The 26939-nt window shown below is 47.3% G+C and carries 28 protein-coding genes; all 28 read left to right on the forward strand.

What is annotated here, in order from left to right; genetic code table 11:
- The first annotated feature begins 17 nt into the window (after positions 1 to 17).
- The 28 genes from NLX82_RS15475 to NLX82_RS15610 all read left to right on the forward strand — a co-directional run bounded on the left by NLX82_RS15475 (position 18) and on the right by NLX82_RS15610 (position 26809).
- Complete coding sequence (locus NLX82_RS15475; protein WP_023990717.1) at positions 18 to 605, forward strand: TIGR01440 family protein; 588 nt, start codon at positions 18 to 20, stop codon at positions 603 to 605.
- Positions 606 to 725: 120 nt separating this feature from the next.
- The gene (locus NLX82_RS15480; protein ID WP_013312336.1) at positions 726 to 1976 is read left to right on the forward strand and encodes a serine hydroxymethyltransferase; all 1251 of its coding nucleotides are present in this window, start codon (positions 726 to 728) and stop codon (positions 1974 to 1976) included.
- A gap of 147 nt (positions 1977 to 2123) precedes the next feature.
- On the forward strand, positions 2124 to 3032 hold the full coding sequence (locus NLX82_RS15485) for a carbohydrate ABC transporter permease (RefSeq protein WP_371915917.1): 909 nt from the start codon (positions 2124 to 2126) through the stop codon (positions 3030 to 3032).
- On the forward strand, positions 3032 to 3868 hold the full coding sequence (locus tag NLX82_RS15490; protein ID WP_069080911.1) for a carbohydrate ABC transporter permease: 837 nt from the start codon (positions 3032 to 3034) through the stop codon (positions 3866 to 3868). The genes NLX82_RS15485 and NLX82_RS15490 overlap by 1 nt, the downstream gene beginning before the upstream one ends.
- Before the next feature lie 15 nt (positions 3869 to 3883).
- Entirely contained in the window at positions 3884 to 5149 is a 1266-nt protein-coding gene (locus tag NLX82_RS15495; protein WP_053326266.1) for an ABC transporter substrate-binding protein, read from the forward strand.
- Positions 5150 to 5505: 356 nt separating this feature from the next.
- On the forward strand, positions 5506 to 6135 hold the full coding sequence (gene upp / locus NLX82_RS15500) for a uracil phosphoribosyltransferase (protein ID WP_013312332.1): 630 nt from the start codon (positions 5506 to 5508) through the stop codon (positions 6133 to 6135).
- Between the two features lie 110 nt (positions 6136 to 6245).
- Positions 6246 to 7415, forward strand: a complete 1170-nt coding sequence (gene wecB, locus NLX82_RS15505) for a non-hydrolyzing UDP-N-acetylglucosamine 2-epimerase (protein WP_023990712.1) — start codon at positions 6246 to 6248, stop codon at positions 7413 to 7415.
- A 171-nt stretch (positions 7416 to 7586) separates the two neighbouring features.
- Positions 7587 to 7841 carry an AtpZ/AtpI family protein gene (locus NLX82_RS15510; RefSeq protein WP_023990711.1) on the forward strand — a complete coding sequence of 85 codons (255 nt, stop codon included), beginning with the start codon at positions 7587 to 7589 and terminating at the stop codon, positions 7839 to 7841.
- Complete coding sequence (locus NLX82_RS15515) at positions 7834 to 8214, forward strand: ATP synthase subunit I (RefSeq protein WP_013312329.1); 381 nt, start codon at positions 7834 to 7836, stop codon at positions 8212 to 8214. The genes NLX82_RS15510 and NLX82_RS15515 overlap by 8 nt, the downstream gene beginning before the upstream one ends.
- Positions 8215 to 8243: 29 nt before the next feature.
- Positions 8244 to 9068, forward strand: a complete 825-nt coding sequence (atpB, locus tag NLX82_RS15520; protein ID WP_028542178.1) for a F0F1 ATP synthase subunit A — start codon at positions 8244 to 8246, stop codon at positions 9066 to 9068.
- A 104-nt stretch (positions 9069 to 9172) separates the two neighbouring features.
- Positions 9173 to 9397, forward strand: a complete 225-nt coding sequence (gene atpE, locus NLX82_RS15525) for a F0F1 ATP synthase subunit C (RefSeq protein ID WP_007432750.1) — start codon at positions 9173 to 9175, stop codon at positions 9395 to 9397.
- A 109-nt stretch (positions 9398 to 9506) separates the two neighbouring features.
- Positions 9507 to 9995 carry a F0F1 ATP synthase subunit B gene (gene atpF / locus NLX82_RS15530; protein ID WP_023990709.1) on the forward strand — a complete coding sequence of 163 codons (489 nt, stop codon included), beginning with the start codon at positions 9507 to 9509 and terminating at the stop codon, positions 9993 to 9995.
- Positions 9992 to 10537: a F0F1 ATP synthase subunit delta gene (locus NLX82_RS15535; protein ID WP_013312326.1), complete on the forward strand. Its 546-nt coding sequence runs from the start codon at positions 9992 to 9994 to the stop codon at positions 10535 to 10537. Before atpF ends, NLX82_RS15535 begins: the two co-directional genes overlap by 4 nt.
- Positions 10538 to 10556: 19 nt before the next feature.
- Complete coding sequence (gene atpA / locus NLX82_RS15540) at positions 10557 to 12071, forward strand: F0F1 ATP synthase subunit alpha (RefSeq protein WP_013312325.1); 1515 nt, start codon at positions 10557 to 10559, stop codon at positions 12069 to 12071.
- 214 nt (positions 12072 to 12285) lie between these two features.
- Complete coding sequence (atpG, locus tag NLX82_RS15545) at positions 12286 to 13152, forward strand: ATP synthase F1 subunit gamma (protein WP_023990707.1); 867 nt, start codon at positions 12286 to 12288, stop codon at positions 13150 to 13152.
- Between the two features lie 121 nt (positions 13153 to 13273).
- Entirely contained in the window at positions 13274 to 14674 is a 1401-nt protein-coding gene (gene atpD, locus NLX82_RS15550) for a F0F1 ATP synthase subunit beta (protein ID WP_013312323.1), read from the forward strand.
- A 69-nt stretch (positions 14675 to 14743) separates the two neighbouring features.
- Positions 14744 to 15157, forward strand: a complete 414-nt coding sequence (locus tag NLX82_RS15555) for a F0F1 ATP synthase subunit epsilon (protein ID WP_013312322.1) — start codon at positions 14744 to 14746, stop codon at positions 15155 to 15157.
- Positions 15158 to 15503: 346 nt separating this feature from the next.
- Positions 15504 to 15755: a DUF1146 family protein gene (locus NLX82_RS15560; RefSeq protein WP_013312321.1), complete on the forward strand. Its 252-nt coding sequence runs from the start codon at positions 15504 to 15506 to the stop codon at positions 15753 to 15755.
- Positions 15756 to 16078: 323 nt separating this feature from the next.
- Positions 16079 to 17434, forward strand: coding sequence for a UDP-N-acetylglucosamine 1-carboxyvinyltransferase (gene murA / locus NLX82_RS15565; protein WP_028542175.1), 1356 nt, complete (start codon positions 16079 to 16081; stop codon positions 17432 to 17434).
- 227 nt (positions 17435 to 17661) lie between these two features.
- Complete coding sequence (gene spoIID / locus NLX82_RS15570) at positions 17662 to 19101, forward strand: stage II sporulation protein D (RefSeq protein ID WP_069080912.1); 1440 nt, start codon at positions 17662 to 17664, stop codon at positions 19099 to 19101.
- A gap of 70 nt (positions 19102 to 19171) precedes the next feature.
- Positions 19172 to 19912, forward strand: a complete 741-nt coding sequence (locus NLX82_RS15575) for a M23 family metallopeptidase (protein WP_013312318.1) — start codon at positions 19172 to 19174, stop codon at positions 19910 to 19912.
- Positions 19913 to 20113: 201 nt separating this feature from the next.
- The gene (spoIIID, locus tag NLX82_RS15580; RefSeq protein ID WP_007432737.1) at positions 20114 to 20401 is read left to right on the forward strand and encodes a sporulation transcriptional regulator SpoIIID; all 288 of its coding nucleotides are present in this window, start codon (positions 20114 to 20116) and stop codon (positions 20399 to 20401) included.
- A gap of 171 nt (positions 20402 to 20572) precedes the next feature.
- Complete coding sequence (gene mreB, locus NLX82_RS15585) at positions 20573 to 21571, forward strand: rod shape-determining protein (RefSeq protein ID WP_013312317.1); 999 nt, start codon at positions 20573 to 20575, stop codon at positions 21569 to 21571.
- A gap of 121 nt (positions 21572 to 21692) precedes the next feature.
- The gene (locus NLX82_RS15590) at positions 21693 to 22577 is read left to right on the forward strand and encodes a flagellar hook-basal body protein (protein ID WP_023990702.1); all 885 of its coding nucleotides are present in this window, start codon (positions 21693 to 21695) and stop codon (positions 22575 to 22577) included.
- Positions 22578 to 22590: 13 nt separating this feature from the next.
- Positions 22591 to 23418, forward strand: a complete 828-nt coding sequence (locus NLX82_RS15595) for a flagellar hook-basal body protein (RefSeq protein ID WP_023990701.1) — start codon at positions 22591 to 22593, stop codon at positions 23416 to 23418.
- A 10-nt stretch (positions 23419 to 23428) separates the two neighbouring features.
- Positions 23429 to 23641 (forward strand): DNA-directed RNA polymerase subunit beta, encoded by a 213-nt coding sequence (locus NLX82_RS15600; protein WP_028542171.1) that lies wholly within the window; start codon positions 23429 to 23431, stop codon positions 23639 to 23641.
- Positions 23642 to 24545: 904 nt separating this feature from the next.
- Positions 24546 to 24992, forward strand: coding sequence for a 3-hydroxyacyl-ACP dehydratase FabZ (gene fabZ, locus NLX82_RS15605; protein WP_013312312.1), 447 nt, complete (start codon positions 24546 to 24548; stop codon positions 24990 to 24992).
- A 98-nt stretch (positions 24993 to 25090) separates the two neighbouring features.
- Complete coding sequence (locus tag NLX82_RS15610; RefSeq protein WP_254348499.1) at positions 25091 to 26809, forward strand: phospho-sugar mutase; 1719 nt, start codon at positions 25091 to 25093, stop codon at positions 26807 to 26809.
- Positions 26810 to 26939: the final 130 nt, after the last annotated feature.

Raw genomic sequence — 26939 nt, forward strand, 5'->3', positions numbered from 1 at the left:
AACCAAAGGAGGTTCCAATGGTGGAACAATTAGATCATGAGATTCCGTTGGAAGCACAGACCACTTCTGTCGTGCGGGAAATCGCAGAAGCAGCCAGTCTCAAGGCTGGTCGCCTGCTGGTTATCGGCGTTAGCACAAGTGAAGTGGCTGGAAGTCGGATTGGTACGGCGGGAGCGCTCGATGTGGCTCAGCAACTGTTGTCTGGAGTAGAGTCTGTTCGCAGGGAGTATGGCTTTGATGTGGCGTTTCAATGCTGTGAGCATTTGAACCGAGCGCTGGTCGTTGAACGGGCTGTGCTGGAGCGATTGGGACTGATGGAGGTTGCAGCTGTTCCTGTTCGTACAGCAGGAGGCTCTATGGCTACCGTCGCCTATCGTTCTATGAGCGACGCGTGTTTGGCGGCGAACGTGCAGGCTCATGCCGGGATAGACATCGGCGAAACGCTGATTGGCATGCATCTGCGACCCATTGCTGTTCCGTTTCGCCCAAGCCTTCGCTGGATTGGCGAAGCACGTGTGACAGCAGCGTTCACCCGTCCTCCACTTATTGGCGGACAACGGGCGGTGTACAGTCTGGAGCAAGAAGTCGGCGGAAACTGCGATTAGCATTTGGCATGGCGGCATGTTTGTACTAATCTTTTTTGCATTGATGATGAGGTACCCAACAGAGGAGCAGGCGTTTGCTTGTATACCCAACAATTGACTATGGAGAGGGAGTAATCAATCATGATGGAACACCTGCGTAAAAGTGACCCGGCAGTGATGGAAGCAATGGGACTTGAACTGAAACGACAACGCCACAATATCGAGCTAATCGCATCCGAGAACATTGTCAGTGAAGCAGTAATGGAAGCCATGGGCTCCGTGCTGACGAATAAATATGCTGAAGGTTATCCGAACAAACGCTACTATGGTGGCTGTGAGCATGTAGATATCGTTGAAGACATCGCACGTGACCGCGCGAAAGAACTGTTCGGCGCCGAGCATGCTAACGTGCAGCCTCACTCTGGAGCACAAGCCAACATGGCGGTGTATCTGGCAGCTCTCAAACCTGGAGATACTGTACTGGGTATGAATCTGGCGCATGGTGGCCACTTAACACACGGAAGTCCGGTTAACGCTTCCGGCTTGTTGTATAACTTTGCTGCCTATGGTGTACGCGAAGACAACTTCCGCATCGACTACGATGAAGTGCGTAAGGCAGCCTTCAAGCACCGTCCTCGTCTGATTGTAGCTGGCGCGAGTGCATATCCGCGTACTATTGATTTTGAAGCTTTTGCTTCCATTGCCAATGATGTAGGTGCTTTGTTCATGGTGGATATGGCACATATCGCAGGTCTTGTGGCAGCGGGAATTCACCCAAGTCCAGTTCCGCATGCCCAATTTGTAACAACAACGACACACAAAACGCTGCGTGGTCCGCGTGGGGGTCTGATTCTGACTCGCAAAGCATGGGCGCAAGCGATTGATAAAGCTATTTTCCCTGGTACTCAAGGGGGGCCACTGATGCATGTGATCGCGTCCAAAGCGGTTGCTTTGGGTGAAGCGCTCCAGCCATCGTTCAAAACCTATGCGCAAAACGTAGTCCGCAACGCACAGGTGCTGGCTGAAACACTGCTGGCTGAGGGGATTAACATTGTATCGGGTGGTACGGATAACCATCTGATGCTGTTGGATACGCGCAATTTGAATATCACAGGTAAAGAAGCGGAGCATGTATTGGATTCCGTGGGCATCACGGTCAATAAAAATGCGATTCCTTTTGACCCGACTAGTCCATTCGTAACAAGCGGAATTCGTATTGGTACACCTGCTGCAACATCTCGTGGTATGGATGAAGAGGCTATGGTCAAAATCGGTAAAATCATTGCTGAAACCCTTAAAAACCCGAAAGATGATACTGTATTGTCCAAAGCAAGCCAAGCGGTTGGCGAGTTGACAGACAAGTTCCCGATCTATCCAGGAACTCAATACTAATTCATCGATATTCATAATCTTTATGTTAAAGGCTGTTTTCCTTCCATAAGCCGGAGGAGAACAGCCTTTTTTTGCTTCCGAACGACTCGAAACATACATTTTTGGGTAATAAGCGATTACAGTAAGGGTTTATGCGCGCTTTCCTTCATGATCTACGACAAAGGAGTGATTGCATTGAGTCAAAGAAAATCCGCGCAATTATTGCAGCAACTCGTATTTGTGGGACCGATGGCGTTGTTTTTCGTCTTGATTATGGTCATTCCGTTCCTGCTGGGGCTGTATTATTCCATGACGAACTGGGATGGAGTATCTGAAAATATCCGATGGCTCGGACTAGGGAATTACGTTCATATTTTTAGGGATGATCCAGATTTCCGTAATGCGTTCTGGTTTACGGTCCGGTTTACCGTATGTGGTGTCATTCTGACAAACCTGATTGGCTTTTTCCTAGCCTATGCACTTACCAAACCGCTGCGTACCCGTAATGCACTGCGAACTGTATTTTTTATGCCCAATATGATTGGCGGCTTGCTGCTCGGTTTTATCTGGCAATTTATTTTTGTACGAGGCTTTTCTGCGGTAGGAGAGGCGACAGGGCTTTCCTTTTTTAAACTGCCGTGGCTGGGTGATGGGCCAACTGCTTTTTGGGGGACTGTCATTGTGTTTGTATGGCAATATGCAGGTTATCTCATGGTTATTTACATATCCTCGTTAAATAATGTCCCGCATGCCCTTATTGAATCGGCCCAAATCGACGGTGCAAGCCGAAGACAGATTTTGCGTCATATCGTAGTACCACTTATTATGCCAGCGGTGACCGTCTGCTTGTTCCTGGCGATATCCTGGTCCTTTAAAGTATTTGAGTTGAATTTGGCTCTCACGAAGGGGGGACCTTTCAAGTCGACAGAGTCTGTAGCGTTGGACATATATAATGAAGCGTTTACAAATAATCGACTTGGATTAGGGACTGCCAAAGCTATGATTTTCTTTGTGGTCGTTGCGATCATTACCAGCATTCAGGTGCGTCTCACGAAGAAAAAGGAGGTCGAAATGTAATGGGAAAAACGTCAAACTATCGTTTGGGCACATGGGCTGCTGAATTATTGCTTATTGTGATCGGGTTAATCTTTCTGGTTCCGTTCTATTTTTTGCTCGTAAACTCCGTTAAATCCTTTGGCGACATTTTGGCCCATTCCGCTTCGTGGCCGACAACCTTCCGTTTTGAAAACTATGCTAACGCCTGGAATAAAATAAACTTTCCCACAGCACTGGGGAATTCACTGATTGTCACGATCGTCAGTAATGCGCTTTTGCTGCTAATCAGCTCAATGGCCGCTTACCAGATGGTTCGGCATGACACTCTTTTTAATCGTTGCCTATTCGGTTTGCTTGTGGCTGCGATGGTAGTCCCTTTTCAATCAATTATGTTGCCGCTTATGGAAGTGTCCAACGTATTGAGCTTGAACAACAGTATACCGGGACTGATCTTATGTTATCTGGGTTTTGGAGCGCCTTTGTCCGTTTTTCTTTTTCATGGCTTTATTAAAACGGTACCTATTGAGATCGAGCAGGCGGCAAGGGTGGACGGTTCATCCCGGTACGGGGTGTTCTTTCGCATTGTTTGTCCACTGCTGCTGCCTATGTTCGTAACCGTACTTATTTTGAACACCTTATGGATCTGGAATGACTATCTGTTGCCTTCACTCATTTTGAATGATCCTGAGTTGCGCACCATTCCGATTGCAACCTATATGTTGTTTGGTCAGTACACCAAGCAATGGGACTTGGCGCTGCCAGCACTGGTATTGGGGATCGCGCCAGTTGTTGTGTTTTTTCTGGTGATGCAAAAATACATCGTTTCTGGCATTGCAGCCGGTGCGGTCAAAGGCTGATGGGAGGGATAACCGATGAAAAAAACAGCGTTACTTGTCATCTCCTTGATGGTGCTGCTCGCATGTACACTTGCAGGTTGTGGAAATACGAAGGCTCAACAGAGTGAGACGAAAACGATACACATTTATCAATTCAAAGTAGAGATTTCGGAACCGCTAAATAAGCTGAAGGCAGAATATGAAAAAACGCACCCGGGCATCAAGCTGGATATCCAATCTGTCGGTGGTGGTACGGACTACGGTGCTTCGTTGAAGGCTAAATTCGCATCAGGCGATCAGCCGGACATTTTTACAAATGAGGGCTACCAGGACCGCGATACGTGGCTGGAGTACTTGGAGGATTTGTCGGATCAGCCATGGGTGAAGGATCTGGACGATTTTGCTCGTAAGCCGATGACGGTTAACGGTAAGATTTATGGACAGCCTATGAACCTAGAAGGATTTGGTTTTGTTTATAACAAGGATTTGTTCAAAAAAGCGGGCATAACCAAACTGCCTCAGACGATAGATGAACTCGAGGAAGCAGCTAAGCGACTGAAAGCGGCAGGGATTATACCTTTTGCTAACGGGTATGCGGAATGGTGGGTTCTGGGGAACCATTTTATCAATATCCCGTTTGCCAGACAGCCGAACCCAGAAAGTTATGTTGCGGATTTAAACAAAGGAACGGCTCGCATCCCCGGTAACCCCGTGTTCGATCAGTGGGTGAAGTTGCTTGACCTAACTATAAAATATGGAAACCGCAATCCGCTCACTACGGATTACAATACACAAGTGACACTGTTTTCGACAGGTAAGGCTGCTATGATGCACCAGGGGAACTGGACGCAACCGCAAATGGATGGAATTAATCCTAACTTGAATTTGGGTATTCTGCCTGCTCCTATAGACAATGATCCCTCCACAGGAGGTAGACTGGCTGTCGGAGTGGCTTCGAACTGGGTGGTCAACAAAAATTCGCCTGTGAAGCAGGAGGCAAAAGAATTCCTCAATTGGTTGGTCACATCAGAAACAGGCAAGCACTATATCACCAAGGAGTTTAAGTTTGTTCCCGCCTTCAAAAGTATCACGTCCAGTGACGAGATGACAGGTGATCTAGGTGCAGAAATATCTCGGCATGTGAGGGAAGGCAAGATATGGAGCTGGAACTTCCAACGCTTCCCGAAGGGGCTGAATCAGGATTTAAGCAGTAGTATGCAAGCCTATATTGCAGGGGTTATCACGAAGGATGAAATGCTTCAGCAATTTCAGGGAGCATGGGACAATTTGAAGTATAGATAAAAGAATAGCGCTGCATGAGGATGCAAAGGGGATAGGTCGGGCAGGAAGCTTAAAGTCCACAGGCTTTGACGGTCAAGTGCCGTCAGGGCCTTTTTGATGTGTTTTTATGTGACGAAAGTCACACGTGAAGTGGTCTTAATAAGTATTTTACATGTCATATCTTTCCCTTGACAAAAGGTTGCGGTGGCAGGTGTTAAATCAATCAAGGGAATGTTATAATAAACAGGATTTACAGGCACGCATTGCATCTGTGCTTATTTGGTTTGTACAAATAGGTTACATAGATCCTTTCGACTCAGGATAGTTCGATATGCTGGCGCGAAAGAACGTGACGATAATACCGGAGGGAATATATTATGGCGAAACTGGTGGTTTGCGATCACCCTTTGATCCAACACAAACTTACATTTATCCGCGATGTGCGGACCAACACCAAGGATTTCCGCGAGCTGGTGGATGAAGTAGCAACATTGATGGCTTATGAAATTACACGGGATATCCCGCTGGAAAGCATTACGGTGCAGACACCGGTTGCTGAGACAGAAGGTAAAGTGATTTCAGGACGTATGCTGGGTCTTATTCCGATTCTGCGTGCAGGCTTGGGTATGCTGGATGGCGTAGTAAAGCTGCTGCCTGCAGCAAAGGTAGGCCATGTGGGACTGTTCCGCGATCCTGAGACGCTGCAACCCGTAGAATACTATACGAAGCTGCCTACAGATGTAACTGAGCGCGAGTTGATCGTGATTGATCCGATGCTTGCAACGGGTGGCTCGGCAATTGCGGCGATTGATGTGTTGAAAAAGAGAGGTTGCACTCAAATTAAAATGATGAATCTGATTGCTGCTCCTGAAGGAGTCAAAGCTGTGCAGGATGCGCATCCTGATGTAGACATCTACGTCGCTGCATTGGACGAGCGTCTGGATGATCATGGATACATCATTCCAGGTCTTGGTGACGCGGGAGACCGCTTGTACGGAACCAAGTAGATTGCCTTTGGCGTTTCGGCAAAATCTATGGACGTTATGACAGGTCATTTTTCTGAATAATGGAAGATCTGTGAAGCGGACATTTATTATGAAAAGGGGTTCAACAGAAAATGTCCAAAATCAAAGTGATGACAATTTTTGGTGTGCGTCCGGAAGCGATTAAGATGGCTCCTCTTATTTTGGAGCTTCAGCGTCACCCGGAACATATCGAGTCCGTGGTATGCGTTACGGCTCAACATCGCCAGATGCTTGATCAGGTTCTGGAAGTTTTCAATATTCACCCTGACTATGATCTGGACGTAATGAAGGATCGCCAGACACTTAATGAAATCTCCATGCGGGTACTTCAAGGTCTGGAACCTGTATTGCGTGAGGCCAAGCCCGATATCGTGTTGGTTCACGGCGATACGCTGACCACTTTCCTCGCCAGCTATGCAGCCTTTATGCAGCAGATTGAAGTAGGGCATGTGGAAGCAGGCTTGCGGACGTGGAACAAGCTTTCTCCATATCCTGAAGAAATGAACCGTCAGCTCACAGGCGTGCTGTCTGATCTGCATTTCTCGCCTACTTCTTTATCGGCTGGAAATTTGCGGAAGGAAAATAAGCCTGAATCGCGAATATATGTTACAGGCAATACAGTAACTGACGTATTTCAGTATACGGTTCGCCAGGATTACGAGCACCCCGTACTGGACTGGGCTCAGGGCAAACGCCTGATTCTTATGACAGCACATCGCCGGGAATCCCAAGGGGAACCGCATCGTCAGATTTTTAATGCGGTTAAGCGAATTGCGGATGAGTTTGAGGATATCGCTATTGTTTACCCGGTTCATCCGAGTCCGGCTGTGAAGGAACCTGCATTTGAGATTTTAGGCAACCATCCGCGTATTAAGCTGATTGATCCGCTGGATGTTGTGGATCTGCACAATTTTTACCCACATACACATCTGATCCTTACGGATTCCGGTGGGCTTCAGGAAGAAGCGCCTTCGTTCGGAGTACCTGTTCTGGTGCTGCGTGATACGACTGAAAGACCGGAAGGAATTGAAGCGGGCACCTTGGAACTGGTGGGTACGAGTGAAGAGAACGTGTACAATCGGACCAAGGCACTTTTGACAGATTCCGCGTTGTACGAATCTATGAGCCAAGCAGCGAATCCTTACGGCGATGGACAAGCATCAGTAAGAATTGTCAATGCGATTTTGCACCATTATGGTGTTCAATCCGAACGCCCTGAAGAATTTCACACAATGTTCACAAAAGGTGTTCGTCCGATATAATTATTCTTTACAAGGCAAGCATACAGTTAAACTGTACGGTTACCAAGGGATACAGCAATTTAAGATGCTTTGTCGTTTGATTTTATACTTTAGGGCACTAAAATATCTCAATTGACAAAGTATCTTATATTTAAGTAAAATGGACTGGAATTGCAGGGGTGACATGGAAAAGTGGTCAAACCTTCCAAGCAAAACAACAACCGAAATAACACCGGAAATGCCTTTAAGGCTATAGGACTGGTGAGCGCGATCGGCATTGATTTGGCGATATGCACACTGGGTGGTTTCTATGCAGGAAAATGGCTTGATGCCAAACTTGGTGGCTCCGGAATTTGGATTGGCGTAAGCGTTCTCGCAGGCTTGGTTGTAGGCGCATTAAGTATTGCCCTTGTGATCGGAAAGGTACTGAGGGATAACCATGAATGAGATGACCCGTATGCAAAAAATGTTATGGATCGTAGCGCTTGGTATTATGGCTCTGTGTTTCCTGGTCTCCGCCTTCATGCCCCAACATCGTGACATTGCTCACGGAATCATTCTGGGAACGGGAGTAAGCTGTCTAAATGTGCTGTATATGGCCTACAAAATTCGACAGGTTGCGAGTGCGGCCGCCGGTGAAAGAAAGAAGAGAGTGTTTGGTATTGGCTTTGGCGTTCGATTAGGGACCTCAATTTTGGCAGTGGTGCTGGCGATAGAATTTCCGGCCTATTTCCATGAGATCGCTGTAATGGCAAGCCTGGTGACTGGGCAATTTCTTCTGTTAATTATAGGCATCATATTCGCGCTTCAGGAAAAATGATGGCTCAACTGAGAAAGGGGTGAGAAAACATGTTGCATGAATCACCGATTATCCAATTGGGCGGGTTTAACATTGACTTGTCCGTCATTATTATGCTTATTGTGACTTGTGCGATTGTATTTGGACTGGCATTTGCTGCAACGCGCAATTTGTCTGTGGACAATCCAAGCAAGTTGCAAAATTTTATGGAATGGGTCGTAGAATTCGTTCAAGGACTGATTACCAGCACGATGGATTTGAAAAAAGGGAAGCCATTCCTCTCCTTGGGGATGACGCTGATCATGTTCATTTTCGTGGGGAATATGCTGGGCTTACCGTTCGGGATTGTGACCGAATTCGATAATGCGCAAAGTGCCCAAGTATTTGGACATGAAATCATTCCAGTCAAAGAAGCATTAGAACAAGCACAGGCGTCTCACCCAGGCGAAGCTGCCCATGTAGGCATCAGCTGGTGGAAATCACCTACTGCAGATGCAGGGGTATCTATTGGACTCGCTTTAATGATCTTTGTCCTGGTTCATTTCCTGGGAATCTTCCGCAATACCAAAGCTTACTTCAAGCATTACGTTCAGCCATTTCCATTCTTTTTGCCAATTAACTTGATTGAGCAGTTCTCAAAACTATTGACACATGGTATGCGTCTATTCGGTAATATTTTTGCCGGCGAAGTTTTGATCAGTGTTCTGCTGAAATTGACAGCACTTGGTGTAGGAGGCTGGATTGCTTCCGTATTGGGACTCGTTGTTTGGCAAGGATTTAGTATCTTTGTCGGCAGTATTCAAGCGTTCGTCTTCACGATTCTGACGTTTGTATACATTTCGCAGTCCATTGACACGCATGAAGAAGAGCATTAGACAAGCTCGTTTTCCGGTTTTTAGTTAAGTTCAGGAGTACGCTTCGCTCTTAACTGCAAATACATGTACAATATAAATACACATCACTAAGGAGGATTTTTAAAATGGGAGTTTGGGCATATATCGCAGCTGCAATCGCAGTAGGTTTGGGCGCTTTGGGCGCAGGTATTGGTAACGGTCTGATCGTAAGTAAAACAGTTGAAGGTATCGCTCGTCAGCCTGAAGCAAAAGCAACGTTGCAAACGGTAATGTTTATCGGTGTAGGTCTGGTCGAAGCCCTGCCAATCATCGGGGTCGTTCTGGCATTCATTTTCTACGCAGGTGCTTAATTGAATGGAAGCAAGGTTTGGCGGGGAAGGCACAGCCATCCGCGCCTTCTTTGTTCGTTTGAACATGAAAGATCCAGAACCGACGTTCACCGGAAAGGAGTGACTTCAATTGAGTTTAAATTGGACAAGTATCGTTTTCACAATCATTGCATTTTTGATCTTGTACTGGTTACTGACGCGTTATGCATTCGGCCCTCTCTTTTCCGTTATGGAGAAGCGGCGTCAGCTTGTATTACAGCAAATGAATGAAGCGGCACAGACGCGTGAACAGGCTGCTGCTTATGTTGAGGAGCAAAAGCAGGCTCTCCAGCAGGCACGTAAGGAAGCGTACGACATTATCGAGCAGTCAAAACAAACAGGTAACAAACAAGCGGAGCAAATTATTGTTCAGGCTAAAGACGAAGCTGTCCGCCTGAAAGACGAAGCTGTTCGTGAAATCACAAGCGAGCGTAATAAGGCGGTTGCCGAACTGCGCAGCGAAGTGGGTAAAGCTTCGGTACAAATTGCTTCCAAACTGATTCAAAAGGAAATCAAGGAAGACCAAGTCCAGGGAGAGCTTGTCGACCAATACCTTAAAGAGGTAGGAGGCAAAGCATGAGCCGGGATACGGTAGTAGCCAAACGGTATGCGAAAGCTTTGTTTGAAGTGGCAGAGCAGGAACAGACCATTATGGAAACCGAGCAGGAGCTACGTGCTTTTGTAGAGGCTGTATCGGGGGATGCTGAAATCCGTAAATTCATTAATTCTCCTAACATTACGGAAGCGGTCAAGCTTCAAGTTCTGGCTAACAGTTTTGAAGGCAAGCTTTCTGCCTCGCTAATTAACACGATCAAGCTGTTGATTCAGCGTAGTAGAGCAGATTTGTTCGAATCTCTCCTTGCCGGATACCTCGATATTCAGGAATACAAGCTGGGAATTGCTCATGCAAAGGTGTATTCGACTTATGCTTTAAGTGATCAGGAAAAAACAGCGGTAGCCGAGGAATTCGGAGCCCGTGAACATAAAACAATCCGTGTGGAAAATATAGTGGACCCGAGTCTACTGGGCGGATTGAAAGTGGTTATCGGCGATACACTGTACGACGGCAGTCTGGCCGGCAAGCTGGATCGTCTCGAGAAATCCTTTAACAGACGAGTATAGAAGATAGGGGTGAACACACTTGAGTATCAAACCTGAGGAAATCAGTTCATTGATTAAAAGTCAGATTGAACAATATAAAAATGATATCGAGGTCGTTGAAGTCGGCACTGTTGTTGAAGTCGGCGACGGTATTGCCCGCGTCTACGGACTGGAAAAAGTTATGGCCGGTGAATTGGTTGAATTCGACACTGGCGTATTGGGCTTGGCGCTCAACGTGGAAGAAAGCAATGTCGGTGTTGTTATTTTGGGTCAATTCTCCGACATTCGTGAAGGCGGTCAAGTAAAACGTACAGGTCAAATCATGCAGGTCCCTGTAGGGGAAGCATTGATCGGACGTGTAGTTAACCCACTGGGACAACCAGTAGACGGTAAAGGACCGATTGCTACAACAGAATTCCGTCCGGTTGAAAGTCAGGCTCCAGGCGTTATGGCCCGTAAATCGGTACATGAGCCTATGCAGACGGGGATTAAAGCTATTGATGCGATGGTTCCGATTGGTCGTGGTCAACGTGAGTTGATCATCGGTGACCGTCAAACAGGTAAAACTTCTATCGCAATTGATGCAATTTTGAACCAAAAAGGTAACGGCATGAAATGTATTTATGTCGCTATTGGTCAAAAACAATCCACGGTAGCTCAAGTTGTTGAAACATTGCGTCGTCACGGTGCGCTGGAATACACGATTGTCGTTACGGCATCTGCTTCCGAACCATCACCATTGCTGTACATTGCTCCTTACTCTGGCTGCGCCATGGGTGAGTATTTCATGTACAAAGGCGAGCATGTCCTTGTAGTTTATGATGACTTGACTAAACAAGCATCAGCTTACCGGGAACTGTCCCTGTTGCTGCGTCGTCCACCGGGTCGTGAAGCATATCCGGGTGACGTTTTCTATCTTCACTCTCGCTTGCTGGAACGTGCAGCGAAGCTAAATGATGAGTTGGGCGGCGGATCACTTACCGCATTGCCGTTCATCGAGACACAGGCTTCCGACGTTTCTGCATATATTCCAACCAACGTTATTTCCATCACGGATGGACAGATCTTCTTGGAAGCTGACTTGTTCTATGCAGGGCAACGTCCGGCGATTAACGTAGGTATTTCTGTATCTCGTGTAGGTGGTTCAGCTCAGATTAAAGCGATGAAAAAGGTAGCAGGTTCCCTGCGTCTGGATCTTGCTCAATATCGAGAGCTTCAAGCGTTCTCCCAATTCGGGTCCGACTTGGATAAATCCACAAAAGCCCGTCTGGATCGCGGCGCACGCATGATGGAAATTTTGAAACAAGGTGTTAACCAACCGCTTGCTGTAGAGCAACAAGTAGTGAGCTTGTATACTGCTGTAAAAGGCTTCCTTGATGATATCCCTGTAGCGGATGTAAAACGTTTTGAAAAAGACTTCCTGTCTTTCATGGTGTCTGACCATCAAGACGTGCTTCAATCTATCCGCGACACGAAAGACCTGGTTGCTGATAACGAAGCGGCTTTGAAGGCGGCTATCGAGAAATTCAAAAAATCATTCGCCACGTCGGTTTAATACATTGGAATTTGCCTGTTTATGATGAAAGATGTACTAAGGAAGCGTGCCCTCCGGGTTTTGGCTTCCTTGGCATGTTTTACCCTCAATAACAGGCCCTTTAACATATGTCCGGCTGGATTTGAATCTTACGAAGTGCTTGGACTTGGCCCAAGCTAAGGGATTGCTTACGAAGTTAGCTTTGGCTTTGCTAGAGCTTAAAGGTGGTGAAATCATGGCAAAAGGTATGCGCGAGATTAAACGTCAGATTAAAAGTGTGCAGAGTACGAAGCAGATCACGAAAGCGATGGAAATGGTCGCTGCATCCAAGCTGAGAAAAGCTCAGGAGAAAGCGGAGTCGGCTCGTCCTTACTCGGAAAAGCTTAAGGAAGTTGTGAGTAGCATTGCTTCTGGAGCGAATAACATCAAGCATCCAATGCTGGAAACGCGTCCGGTTAAAAAGACTGCTTATCTCATCATTACATCTGATCGTGGTCTGGCTGGTGGTTATAACGCCAATATTTTACGACAGGTTACGCAGACGATTTCTGAACGTCACCGTTCACAGGATGAATTTGTGATTTTCATCATTGGACGAAAAGGACGGGATTATTTCAGACGTCGTGAATTTCCTATCGCTGAATCGGTAACAGATCTGTCGGATACACCTGCTTTTGCAGATATCAAAACAATTGCAAGCAAGGCTGTACAAGGCTTTGAACTTAAAGAATTTGATGAGCTTTATCTATGCTATAACCGCTTTGTCAACGCATTGACTCAAATTCCAACAGTTGACCGTCTGTTACCAATGGCAACACCGGATTCAGCTACAGCTTCATCCTCAATTAACTATGAGTATGAGCCTTCACCAGAAGGAGTGCTGGAAGTATTGCTGCCGCGTTACGCGGAAACGCTCATTTACGGCGCTTTGCTGGATGGTAAAGCTAGTGAACTGGGAGCGAAGATGACGGCGATGGGATCTGCTACGAAGAATGCTTCCAAGTTAATTGGTGAGCTTTCCTTGACCTATAACCGTGCTCGTCAAGCGGCTATTACCCAGGAAATTACGGAAATCGTTGCAGGGGCAAGCGCTCAGTCTTAATTAGGCTTGTTGTGACTGTTTTATAGCAGGGTCTACACTATTATGATAAATTGCGGGCGCAAAACAAATCAGAGTGGTTCGGATTTGCGGCTGTGCAAGCTTGTAGGAGGGAAACCAAAAGATGAACAAAGGACGCGTAGTGAGCATCATGGGTCCGGTTGTCGACGTTGAGTTCGAACGTGGACAACTTCCAGAAATCCTGAATGCCATTCATATTGGGACTGTGCTGGAGAGCGGAGTCAAAATTGATCTGACGCTCGAAGCTTCAAAACATCTAGGTGACAACCGTGTGCGTTGTATTGCTATGTCTTCCACAGATGGTTTGGTTCGTGGGGCTGAAGCCATAGATCTGGGAGCACCTATTTCAGTACCTGTCGGCGAAGCTACTCTTGGACGCGTATTTAACGTGCTTGGAACGCCAATTGATAATGGTGCTGATATGAGTGAAACGGCTAGAAATCCGATTCACCGTCAAGCTCCTTCTTTCGATGAGCTGACAACTCAAGCAGAGATGCTCGAAACCGGTATTAAAGTTATCGACTTGCTGGCTCCTTATGCTAAGGGTGGTAAAGTCGGATTGTTTGGTGGTGCTGGTGTAGGTAAAACCGTAACCATTCAAGAATTGATTAACAATATCGCTCAGGAGCATGGTGGTATTTCTGTATTTGCGGGTGTAGGTGAACGCACACGTGAAGGAAATGACTTGTACCATGAAATGAGAGATTCCGGCGTTATCAACAAAACAGCGATGGTGTTCGGACAAATGAACGAGCCTCCGGGTGCACGTTTGCGTGTAGCTCTCACAGGTCTGACGATGGCGGAATACTTCCGTGACCAAGAAGGCCGTGACGTGTTGCTCTTTATTGATAACATTTTCCGCTTTACTCAAGCAGGTTCTGAGGTTTCGGCCCTGTTGGGACGTATGCCTTCAGCAGTAGGTTACCAGCCTACGCTGGCTACTGAGATGGGTCAATTGCAAGAACGGATTACTTCTACTAAAAAAGGTTCTGTTACTTCCATTCAGGCGATCTATGTGCCTGCGGATGACTACACTGACCCGGCTCCTGCTACAACGTTTGCCCATTTGGATGCTACAACGAATCTGGAACGTAAAATTTCCGAAATGGGTATTTACCCGGCGGTTGATCCACTCGCATCAAGCTCCCGTATTTTGGCTCCAGACGTTGTGGGTGAAGAGCATTACAATGTAGCACAAGGGGTAAAACAAATTTTGGCCCGCTACAATGAGCTTCAGGATATCATTGCCATCCTGGGTATGGACGAGCTGAGTGAAGAAGATAAAATGTTGGTGGCACGTGCACGTAAAATCCAGCGTTTCCTTTCTCAACCTTTCCACGTTGCCGAAGCATTTAACGGCTTCCCAGGTAAATATGTGCCGGTTAAAGAAACTGTACGAAGCTTCAAAGAAATTTTGGAAGGCAAGTATGACCATCTTCCAGAAGCGGCTTTCCTTTTTGTAGGAGCCATCGAAGAAGCAGTTGAAAAAGCTAAAACGTTGTAAACAACAGGCAAAGAATAGCCGAGCCTTACGAAGTGAGCTGTCTGCGGACAGCTTCCAGGAGGGATTCAAGTGAGCACGTATTTACTAGAGATTGTGACGCCGGAGCGCCTGGTTTATACAGAACAGGTAAACAGCATCAGTGTTCGCGGCTCGGAAGGCGATCTTGGGATTTTACCTGGACACCTTCCCTTGGTCACTCCCTTGAAGATTGCACCGATACGCATTAAAATCGGTGGTCAAACCGAAGTGATCGCGGTCAATGGGGGCTTTCTTGAAGTCCGCAAGGATAAAGTGGTCATTTTGGCTGAGAGTGCGGAACGTTCCGAAGAAATTGATGTGGAGCGTGCCCGTGCGGCAAGGGAGCGGGCAGAACTGCGGCTCCAGAGCAAGCAGGAACAGATAGATCATCATCGGGCGGAAGTAGCTCTGCAACGGGCGCTTAACCGTTTAAATGCTACAAGCATCAGAACCAATAAGAATTAATATTGGATTTTAAGTGGAATTTTAAAAGGGTTCGGCATAGTATACGGATGGAACGACAAGGAGACCACTTCATAATTTCTGCCAAAGAATGTCCGGTAGAAGGTGAGGGAGAACCTTGCTTCCTTCGATCACTGTGATCGGGCCCTTTTTTAGCTGTTATTACCAAATGTACAGTCCTATTTCTTGCCCGGCTGCTAGGTATTTAGTACCTTTTAAATTCACGAAACAGAAGTGATTAATCACATTTTGTCGAAATAAATGTCCTGAAAACAGAAATAGCACTGGCATATTAGGCGTTCGCCGAGTATTATAAAGAAGTCTGTGACGCAGATGGGAGGAATTATGGTTGAACGGGAAACAGCAATTGGCTGAACAGCTAAGTCAATCGGCGAGTATGACCGCGCTGATCTCCATGATCGTGTCGCTCATCTGTATAGCGTTAGCTTGGTGGGCTTTACAGAGTTTTAAGCTGGATTTGTTAATCCGGCAACCCAAAGGACCGCAAGGCAGATTGCTACACTTGTTTCTTGCTATAATTTTGGGACAGTTGGTTTCTGGGTTCCTGTTGAGCTACATTTCTTGGAGTCAGATGCTCTAGAATTTGTTTTAACATGAAGTGGGCGGGTTATATGACCTTATGACTGTGTCTCTGCGGGAATTGTCGAATAACATCGCGTCATATTGTTAACAATGGTAAACAAAAGAACCATACATGTATAGCTGGCTGAATCAGTTAGAGTACAATGGTCGTCAAGTACAAAAAACGCTTGTATACTTGTTTTAATCAGTGGTATGATGGCAGTTAGGGTATTAGTAAAATCTTGTTTTTTTATGTAATGAAAAAGCAAGGCATGAAAATAGCGGAATATGTTCTTTTTTTCCAGAATGGAAAAGGGAAATGACGCGCGGAGGGAACCATAGATGAGCAAATTTATCGTCCGCGGTGGCAACAGATTGACCGGGAGTGTCAAAGTCAGCGGAGCCAAAAACTCAGTTCTGCCGATCATCGCCGCTTCTCTGCTAGGAGAAGAAGGAGAAAGTGTTATTATTGATGCACCTCCTCTAGACGATGTGATGACCATTAACAAAGTGCTGGAGTCCTTAGGAGCAGGCGTTACATACCAAGATGAGGTCATTCGTGTTGACGCGCGGAAGATAATTTCCTGTGAAGCCCCTTACGAGTGGGTTAGGAAAATGCGCGCATCATTCTTGGTTATGGGGCCGCTGCTTACACGTTTGGGACGTACAAGGATCTCGCTTCCAGGCGGATGCGCAATCGGAACGCGACCAATTGATCAGCATTTGAAGGGTTTTGAGGCATTGGGCGCGGAGATTAGCCTGGGCCAAGGTTTTATTGAAGCTAAAAGTAACGGGCGTCTGCGTGGAGCTAAAGTTTATTTGGATGTAGCCAGCGTAGGAGCAACCGAGAATATTATGATGGCCGCTACTCTTGCTGAGGGCGTAACTACCATCGAGAATGCTGCTAAGGAACCTGAGATTGTTGATCTCGCAAATTTCCTGAATGGAATGGGTGCCAAAGTACGCGGTGCGGGCACGGGCGTTATTCGTATTGAAGGCGTTGAGAAGCTGCATGGTGTAAAACATACGGTCATTCCCGACCGGGTAGAAGCAGGTACTTATATGGTTGCTGCTGCGATCACAGGCGGGAACGTATATGTAGAAGGCGCAATATCCGATCATTTAGGACCGGTTATTTCCAAGATGGAAGAAATGGGTGTAACCATTCAACCTGATGAGAACGGAATTCGTGTCATTGCAGATAAGCCGTTAAAGGCCGTTGATGTTAAAACATTGCCTTATCCTGGTTTTCCTACCGATATGCAGTCTCAGATGATGGCACTTCAACTTGCCGCTGAAGGAACGAGCATTATTACGGAAACCGTGTTTGAAAATCGTTTCATGCATGTGGATGAATTTCATCTCATGAATGCGGAAATTAAGGTTGAAGGTCGTTCCGCCATTGTAACTGGTAATGCTAAGCTGACAGGTGCGAAAGTAACCTCTACAGATTTGCGTGCAGGTGCTGCGTTAATTCTGACCGGACTCATTGCGGAAGGTACAACGGAGGTATCCGGCGTACATCACATCGATCGCGGTTACGTTCATTTGGCTGAGAAGCTGACTGGATTGGGAGCGGACATTTACAGAGTGACCGTGGAAGAGTCCAAACTGAATCATTCGCCCAGTACAGAGCGCGTAATGCCGGAAGAGACGTCGGGAAATCTGTTTAAGAAGATCCAGCCTTCCCTCGCCTAAGCTTTAACGTATGTCGCTTCATGTTGCATAAGTATATTCTTGAACAATAAGGAACCAAGTCCGAAAGGGCTTGGTTTTTTTGTTGTTTGCAACCAGTTTTTTTCATTCTTTCAGTTCTCTTAAAACGGTTCTATCAAAGTGGACGACTTCATATGATTGAAAATATCTGCTGGAGTATATCAGTACTTCCAGCCGGACACTTAGCCCTTTGATGGAGGTTTCAGCCTATGAAAGATTCACAGGTTCGCATCCGTATACCCATTCATCATCCTAAGGAACATCGCCAGGCTTCACTTGCGGAGGAACGCTCTGGCTCTATAGCTACTTCGTTACAGAAAAATAAGCTTATGCAACAGCAGCCGGACACAAGAGGTACATTGCCGATTGGCGTCAAGCCCAATCGGCGTACAACAGTCGTGCCTTCCGCTGTGAACTCTGTTGATACGGCTTTGCCTATTGCTGGAGCAGCGGTCCATGACACACGCGCTGCAAGCCCGCTGCAGGTGCCGCTACCGCACCTGCGTCCTTCCGCCGGGCGTGCCCCGCGCTGGGGCAGCCGCCGCCCATGGCTGCCATTCGCCGCCATGGCAGGGGTGCTGGTGCTTGCCATGGCTGTGCCCGCGCTAATGGCGTGGCCTCGCCAGACGGCGCAGCCGGTGCCACCGAGCAGTCGCACGGCAGCACCGGCTGCACCTAGCGTAACGGCAAAGGGCGGGACGCCCGTCACGCGCCTGCCGGGTGTCCCGCCGATACCGGCGGTGCCCGCTGCTCCAACGCGCAGCGTGCCGGTGGTGGCAGAGCCGGACGTGCGTGTGTACGTCACGTCTACCGGTCGCACGGAGACGTTACCGCTGGAGCAATACATTGTCGGCGTAGTAGCCGCCGAAATGCCGCCCAGCTTCGAGGGCGAGGCACTGAAAGCGCAGGCCATTGCCGCGCGTACCTTCATTGCCCGGCGTTTGCTGGCTGATGACACCAGCGGTGCCCCGGCGGGAGCAGATGTGACGGATACTGTTAAACATCAGGCTTATATCTCTAAAGCTAAACTTACTAGAGAATGGGGGCACTCTGGTAAATCCGCAGAGCTGGCTAAAATTCAGCAGGCTGTACGAGACACCAAGGATACGATCATGGTATATGAAGGCAAGCCCATTACGGCCTCTTTTTTTTCTACTAGCAATGGCTACACCGAAAATTCAGAGGATGTATGGGCGAAGGCAGTGCCCTATTTACGAAGTGTGTCAAGTCCATGGGACAAGCAGTTGGCCCCACGTTATACAGAAACCGTCACACTGAGTCGTCAGAGTGTGTTCGATAGATTGGGGTTGAGTCGTACTGCGATAGCTGCTTCTACTGGAGGAGGGAGAATGCCAGAGATTCGTATACTCTCTAAGACAGAAGGACATCGCATCAAGAAGATTGAGGTTGGTGGTTCAATCTTTACAGGGCCGGAAATCCGTAACAAACTGGGGCTGCGTTCGGCTGAGTTTACGTGGAAGGCTGAAGGGGATCGGATTGCTATAACAACCTATGGTTATGGTCATGGTGTTGGTATGAGTCAGTGGGGAGCCAATGGAATGGCCAAGGAAGGTCATACTGCCACTCAAATTCTCCTTCACTATTATACTGGCATTTCTTTTGCGCAAGCCTCTCGTATTCTAAGTTAGTAAATATTTCGAAACTTTGAAGTATAAAAGAGTTGCACCCGGTAACACTGGTTACTGAGGTGATGAGCAAATGAATGAACAAAATAAAAACCAGAACCAAAACCATGAAGAAACACCCAAAACCTTTCAGGGTGGAAGAGCTTCACGGCCGTCTTCGTGGAAAAAGCTGTTGTCCAAAAGGTGGGCATACCCGGCAGCCTACATTGCCGCAGCAGCCATTATACTAACCTTAGTGTGGGTCTATCAGGATGCCAGCCAGAAGTCTTTCAAACCTGACCCAGCTAGTCCATCGGTACAAAGCACAAGTGCAGTGAACACCGATGTTAACGGACAACAGCCAGAAAGCGTGGAAGTAGTTGCCCAGTCGGAAAATATCGCATGGCCAGTAGCAGATGCTGGCGCAGTACAGGTCGTAAAGCCGTTCTTTGATGAGAACGCGACCGCTGATGAGCAGGCGGCAGCTATGGTAGAGTACGATAAAACATTTACCGCTAACACTGGGATTGATCTTTCCCGGGCCGACGATCAGGCGTTTGAAGTAAGAGCCGCCCTGAGTGGCAAAGTATCTCGTGTGGAACAACATCCGCTGGTAGGTAGTGTCGTAGAAATCACGCATGATAATAATCTCAAAACGGTGTACCAAAGCTTGAGTGATCTGAAAGTAAAAGAAGGCGATCAAGTGAAACAAAACGATGTGATTGCTTCAGCGGGTCGTAACGAGCTTGAAAAGGATTTGAAAACACATCTGCATTTTGAAGTGTATCAGGATGACAAGCCTGTAAATCCAGCTGGTCTGCTTCCTAAAAAATAAATTTGGTCATGGCTTTGCATGCAAAGCGGGGAATCCACATTCCCTGCTTTTTTCTTGTGTAGTTTTTGTGCATAAGGTAAACATAAGCTGCTTTTGCCAAATAAATAGGCCTTCGGAAGCATGTCTTCCCGCCAAACCGCGAATATATAGGCACGCTCCTCATATAATGTACCAAACTATCCACAGTAGGGAGGCGGGAGCGTGCACGATTACATCAAGGAACGGACCATCAAAATCGGTCGCTGTATCGTGGAAACAAGGAATACGGTCCGTACGATTGCCAAGGAATTTGGTGTCTCCAAGAGCACGGTGCATAAAGATCTGACCGAACGGCTGCCTGAAATCAACCCGGATCTTGCCGATCAGGTGAAGCACATTCTCGAATACCATAAATCCATCCGCCATCTGCGGGGAGGAGAAGCGACGAAAATTAAGTACAAAAAAACGAGTGGCAAACGAAGGGAGATTCTCGTTTCTGGCAAGTCCTAAAAATATATAGTGAATTGGCTGGCAAAGCCATTGAATCAACCCCCTGAAGTATGATATGTTAAAAGATGGTACAAGACGAAAAATGACATGTAACCGTAGGTTTATACATATATTTGCCGCTTCTTGTCGAATCTTAGCTTTTTAAAATATCACTTTGGGGGCCTTTTTAATATGTTCAGTAATGATATCGGTATCGACCTCGGTACGGCCAACGTGCTTATCCACGTCAAAGGGAAGGGGGTTGTTCTTGACGAACCTTCCGTTGTCGCGATAGAAAGCGATTCAAAAAGAGTTCTGGCTGTCGGAGAGGAAGCGCGCCGTATGGTGGGACGTACTCCTGGTAATATCATAGCCATCCGTCCATTACGTGATGGTGTCATCGCCGATTTTGAAGTAACAGAAGCGATGTTAAAATATTTTATCAATCGGGTAGGGGGAAAAAGCTGGTACAGCCACCCTCGTATTCTAATTTGTGCGCCGACGAACATTACCTCAGTGGAGCAAAAAGCGATTCGTGAAGCGGCGGAGCGTAGCGGGGCCAAGGAAGTATTTTTGGAGGAAGAGCCAAAAGCGGCTGCCATCGGGGCAGGAATGGATATTTTTGAGCCTAGCGGCAACATGGTAGTGGATATTGGTGGCGGAACGACTGACGTTGCAGTCCTCTCTATGGGGGATGTCGTAACAGCTTCTTCCATTAAAATGGCAGGGGACAAATTTGATACAGCCATCATGAAATATGTAAAAACGAAGTACAAGCTTCTGATCGGCGAACGTACGGCTGAGGATATCAAGATTGCTATTGGAACCGTGCATCCGAGCGGACGTCGTGCAGAGATGGACATCCGTGGACGGGATATGGTATCCGGATTGCCTAAAACATTAAGTATTTCTGCGGATGAAGTGCAGGATGCGCTTAGAGATCCTGTATCGGCGATTGTTGCTGCGGCCAAGTTTGTATTGGAGCAGACCCCACCGGAACTGTCAGCTGATATTATTGACCGTGGTGTTATTTTGACTGGTGGCGGCGCCTTGCTTAGCGGATTGGACGAGCTGCTTGCTGAAGAACTGCGTGTTCCGGTACTGGTTGCCGAAGATCCGATGCATTGTGTTGTTAAAGGTACAGGAATTATGCTGGATAATTTGGATCATGTGGTTAAGAAAAAGTTCTAATCTGCCGATAGTGACTATAAGAGACTCGTGTGCGGTCAGACAGGTTGCCTAGCATTTTGGCTTTCGTGCCTCCGCGCGAGCATATGATTTTAGCAGAGTATAGGATTGGGGTGCACGATACATGTTGAGAGGTTTATATACTGCGGCCGCCGGATTGATGACACAACAACGACGCCATGACACCGTGACGCAAAATATTGCTAATATGAATACGACGGGATACAAACAGGAGAACAGTGTTCAGCGTTCTTTCCCCGAAATGCTTATTTCCATGACGGGTGGTAACCCTGATAACCCGGACCGTACGGTCGGCAAGCTCAATACTGGCGTTTTTGCTGAGGAAAGCCTCTCCCCTTACATTCAGGGAGCATTAAAGGACAGTGGACAAGCGACGGATTTTGCGATACAGTCCAATATTAATGTGAACGACCCAGCTACTGGTCAACCTATGGCATTTGATCAGGCAGGGAAATTCATCAATGCTAACGGTGAAGTCACCTACCGTCCAGAAGCGTTTTTTACGGTGCGGGACAGTAATGGTAACGTTCGTTATACACGTGATGGACATTTTCAAGTAAATGGAGCGGGAGCATTGCTTTCATCGACTGGCTCAGCGGTGCTGGATACGAATGGAAACCCGATTCAATTGACGGGGGCTGTCTCAGAGCTTAAAGTAAATGAGCGGGGCGAATTGGTAGATAGCCAGTCCAACCAGACATTGGGGACGACGCTCGGTATTAGTGTCATTGATCGTCCGTACCAGCTCGTTCGTGAGGGCAATGGGAATTTTCGCCTGAATGATACTGACGGTGCTACAGCTAGAATGATGACTGCTAACGATGCTGTATCCGTTCGTCAAGGTTATCTGGAGGTATCTAATGTAGATGCTTCACAGTCCATGGTGGATATGATGGCTGCGTTAAGAGCTTATGAGGCGAATCAGAAGGTAATTCAATTTTATGATAAAAGCTTGGACAAGGCCGTTAATGAAGTAGGCCGTGTATAACAGGGGGTAAGTGATGAACAACTCCATGATTGGCGCAATGGTATCTATGGCCAGTGTGCAGCAGCGTTTGGATTTAATTGCCGATAATATTGCTAATATCAATACAGTGGGTTATAAGAGTAAACAGGGTTCCTTTGAAGATGTATTGGCCAATGTGCAGCAACAGCCTTCAACGTATCTCCAAAATGGACGGGCCATGCCGCTCGGCTATAATTTGGGCTACGGAGTTAAAACGGCCGCAATCATGAAAAATATGGAGCAAGGTCCGCTCAAGGAGACGGGACTTCCTACCGATCTGGCGATTCAAGGTAATGCCATGTTTGAAGTTCAGGGAAATGGGCAAAAAGCTTGGACCCGTGACGGTAGCTTTCATTTTGTTCCTGATCCGAATGATAGTGCGACGATGATGTTGACCACTGCTGAAGGTTATTCCGTGCTGGATAACAATGATGTTCCTGTGACTGCTCCAGCGGGTTCCAAGGTGGCTATTAACTCGGATGGCGAATTGCTGATTCGTGCTAATGGAACTGGGGCTCCGACAGTTGGTCAGAGAATCAAGCTAATGGATGTACAGCGTCCAGAAGGACTGGAACAGCGGGATGATAACCTGTTCGTGTTGTTGAATGGTATAACAGAGGCAAATGTATTCGGAGCTGCAGGTGTGGCAGGTGCTGTTCCAGCGGACGTATCTGTGCGTTCCGGTTATCTTGAGGAATCTAATGTGGATTTAGCGGGCGAAATGACGGATATGATGCAAGTTCAGCGGATGTATCAAATGGCGGCACGGGCATTAACTTCTAGTGATACGATGATGAACCTGGCCAACAATCTGAGGGCTTAAGGATTTGGTGATGAAAGAAGAACAATCTGATTCCCGTCCGGTGCCTGAAAAGACGAAGTCCCGCTGGCGTACTGCTCGTTATTTCGTAGTTCCGTTGCTGCTCCTGTTCTCGCTGTTAGGCGGCTTAATTGCAGGATATGTAATTGTAGGTAAGCAAGGGTTGTCAGGTGTATTCGAATGGAAAACCTGGCAGCATGTGATTGATCTTATATTTGCGCCTTAGTTTACTTTAAATGAGTGGGGGCGGGAAAAGGTCGCTCCGCGAATGATTTGATCATACGATCGCTGTTGCAGCGGGATTTTCTTATTTTATAAATTATTCAGATGTAAAAATCCCGTTGCAAAGGCGAACGCTCGCGCTTCTCCAGATTCAAATCCTTCGCTCCGCTGCTACCCGCCATCAGGGCCACTTTTATTAAAATAACCCCCCCCGCAATTTGTGTGGGGAGTATAGAATAACAAAACCCTGTGCCAGTGGCGCAGGGTTTTGTTATGCCTTCAGGCAGGAGCCTTCAAATGCAGTGACGGGCAGCTTGCAGCCATTGGACACAATCGCAGAGGCCTTCGGTTGTTTCACTGCCCTTCACGGCAAGCGAGTATTATTGAAGCGAGGCTTTCCTTTTGAGCCAAAAGTAACTCGGCGGAGGGGTTTATTTGAATCTGGAGAAGCGATAGCGTTCGCCTTTGCCCCTAAATTTTAACCTTGCAGGTATTATAAAATGAAAAAATTTAGGGGCAACAGCGATCGGAAGATCAAATAAATCACGTAGCCCCTCCCCCCCTTGGCTCAAATGAAACTTCGCTTCACCCCCATAATAGGAGCACCCAATATGGTACTTCCGCGTAATTTTCTTTTTGTATCTGATAACTGTATAATGATGGGGAAGTTTATAACACTGCGGGGTAAAACCAAGCACGGGCAAAAGGGCTTCTTCGCGCCTCAGGTTGCATAACCGGCGGAAAAAGCCCCTTATCTCAACCTCCACTTCTGCAGTAGGTGAAGGATATCTAACATTGTTGCCGCCAAGAGCTGTTTTTATGCAGCGCAGGCGGGGTAATATTATGCTTGCAGTAACTCATGACTGATACAGAGTCAAACCTGCAAGCGGGAGGAGTTATTAAGGTAAATGGACAAATTGCAATTGGATGTTAATCAAATTCAGGAGATTATCCCACATCGAGCGCCATTTTTATTGGTGGATCGTATTATTGAGCTGGAGGAAGGGAAAAGAGCAGTGGGCATTAAAAATGTAACGATGAATGAGCCTCATTTCATTGGACATTTTCCGGGGTATCCCGTTATGCCTGGTGTGTTGATCACCGAAGCACTGGCTCAAGTTGGGGCTGTCGCATTACTGCATCTAGAGAGCAATCGTGGCAAAATCGGGTTCTTGGCAGGGTTGGATGGTTTCCGTTTCCGTGGACAGGTGGTTCCTGGGGATACGCTGACGCTTGAAGTGGAAATCACTCGTTCCAAAGGCGCATTTGGCAAAGGGAAAGCTACGGCTAAAGTAGGCGATACGGTAGTAGCTGAGGGCGAAATTATGTTTGCTTTATCTGACCCTCCCCAATAAATAAAGCTCTGCCGACATAAGCACGACGTCTGAACTGAGTGCATGTGTACATAGAAATCCTGTTTTGACAACCCAAAAATGGAGAGGGGAAATTCCGTATGACGCAGTTGAGTAGAAAAGCATTAGAAGGCATTGAGAGCTGGCTGCAAGACCCTTATATTGATGAAGAGACCAAACAGGAGTTGCGCGCATTGGAAGGCAACGAGCAGGAACTGGAGGATCGCTTTTACAAAGAGCTGGAATTTGGTACAGGCGGTCTGCGTGGAGTGATCGGGGCAGGAAGTAACCGGATGAACCGTTACGTCATTGGACGTGCGACTCAAGGGCTGGCTCGCTATATTTTAGAACAGCATGCTGGTAAAGAAGGCAAACCTTCGGTTGTCATTGCACATGATTCGCGTCATTTTTCACCAGAATTTGCTCTGGATGCAGCTTTGGTGCTGGCAGGCAATGGTATCGTGGCTAAGTTGTTCCCTTCCTTGCGTCCAACGCCACAGCTTTCGTTTAGTGTACGTCATTTGGGAGCCAGTGGAGGGATTGTTGTGACAGCGAGTCACAATCCTCCTGAGTACAATGGATACAAGGTATACAACGATGAAGGGGGTCAGCTTGTTCCTGATCAAGCTGAACAGGTAATTGGTTATATCCGTGAGGTTCCTTCTTTTGCCGACATTCGCAGTCTGACACGTGAAGAAGCTGAGGCACAGGGATTGTTGGTTTGGCTTGGAGAAGAGGAAGATGAAGCGTTTGTAGATACGGTAGCCAGTGTGAGTGTGAACCGTGAGCTGATTGCAGCCGGACCTGGCAAAAACTTCAAAGTTGTGTTTACACCTCTCCATGGTACTGGAAATGAACCGGTTCGTCGTGTGCTGAAGAAGATCGGTTTTGAACAGGTGCATATAGTGCCTGAGCAAGAGCTGCCAGATGCTGAGTTTTCGACTGTCAAGTCGCCAAACCCGGAAGAACGTGATGCGTTTAAACTGGCAATCGCGCTGGGTGAGAAAATTGGTGCGGATCTGTTGATCGGAACAGACCCTGATGCTGACCGTATGGGTGCAGTTGTGAAAAACCGTGATGGCGAATATGTGGTATTGTCCGGTAATCAGTCTGGCGCGATCATGGTTTACTACTTGTTGAATCAGCTGAAAGAAACAGGCAAGCTTCCGAATAATGGGGCGGTTATCAAAACCATCGTAACCAGCGAAATGGGCGCAGTCATTGCCGAACATTTTGGAGCAACTGTGTTTAACACGCTAACTGGCTTCAAGTATATTGGCGAGAAAATGAACCAGTTTGACGAAACTGGCGAGTACACCTACCTGTTTGGCTATGAAGAGAGCTATGGTTATTTGGCAGGGAATTATGCTCGCGATAAGGATGCTGTCTTGGCGGCTATGCTGATCGCTGAAGCTGCTGCTTATTACAGCACACAAGGTAAGACGCTCTATGATGTTTTACAAGAGCTGTATGAGCAGTTTGGCTACTTCCTTGAGAAGCTGGAGTCTCGTACCCTTAAGGGTAAGGATGGAGTGGCACAAATTCAGGGCAAAATGACCGATTGGCGTAGCAACGCGCCTCAAGAGATTGCAGGCGTGAAGGTAGACAAGGTACTGGACTACTCACAAGGTCTGGACGGACTTCCACAGGAAAATGTACTCAAATTTTTACTGGAGGACGGTTCGTGGTTTTGCCTGCGCCCTTCGGGAACGGAGCCAAAAATCAAAGTATACTTTGCGGTACGCGGTTCCTCGCTGTCAGACGCGGAGCAAAGAATCAGCCACCTGGTCGATGCTGTTATGGCTCGCGTAGACGCTTGAGAAAAATCCCTTTATAATAGAATAGGTTAAGGTAATTGGATAAGATATAGTAATCGGTGACCTCTCACGGCAAAGGGCAGTACGCCGTGGAGGTCATTTCTGTATTGCAGAATAACCTGGAAGAGGCTTT

Origin of the sequence: Paenibacillus sp. A3M_27_13 (genome assembly GCF_024213315.1) — a bacterium.
Taxonomy (GTDB): domain Bacteria; phylum Bacillota; class Bacilli; order Paenibacillales; family Paenibacillaceae; genus Paenibacillus; species Paenibacillus polymyxa_B.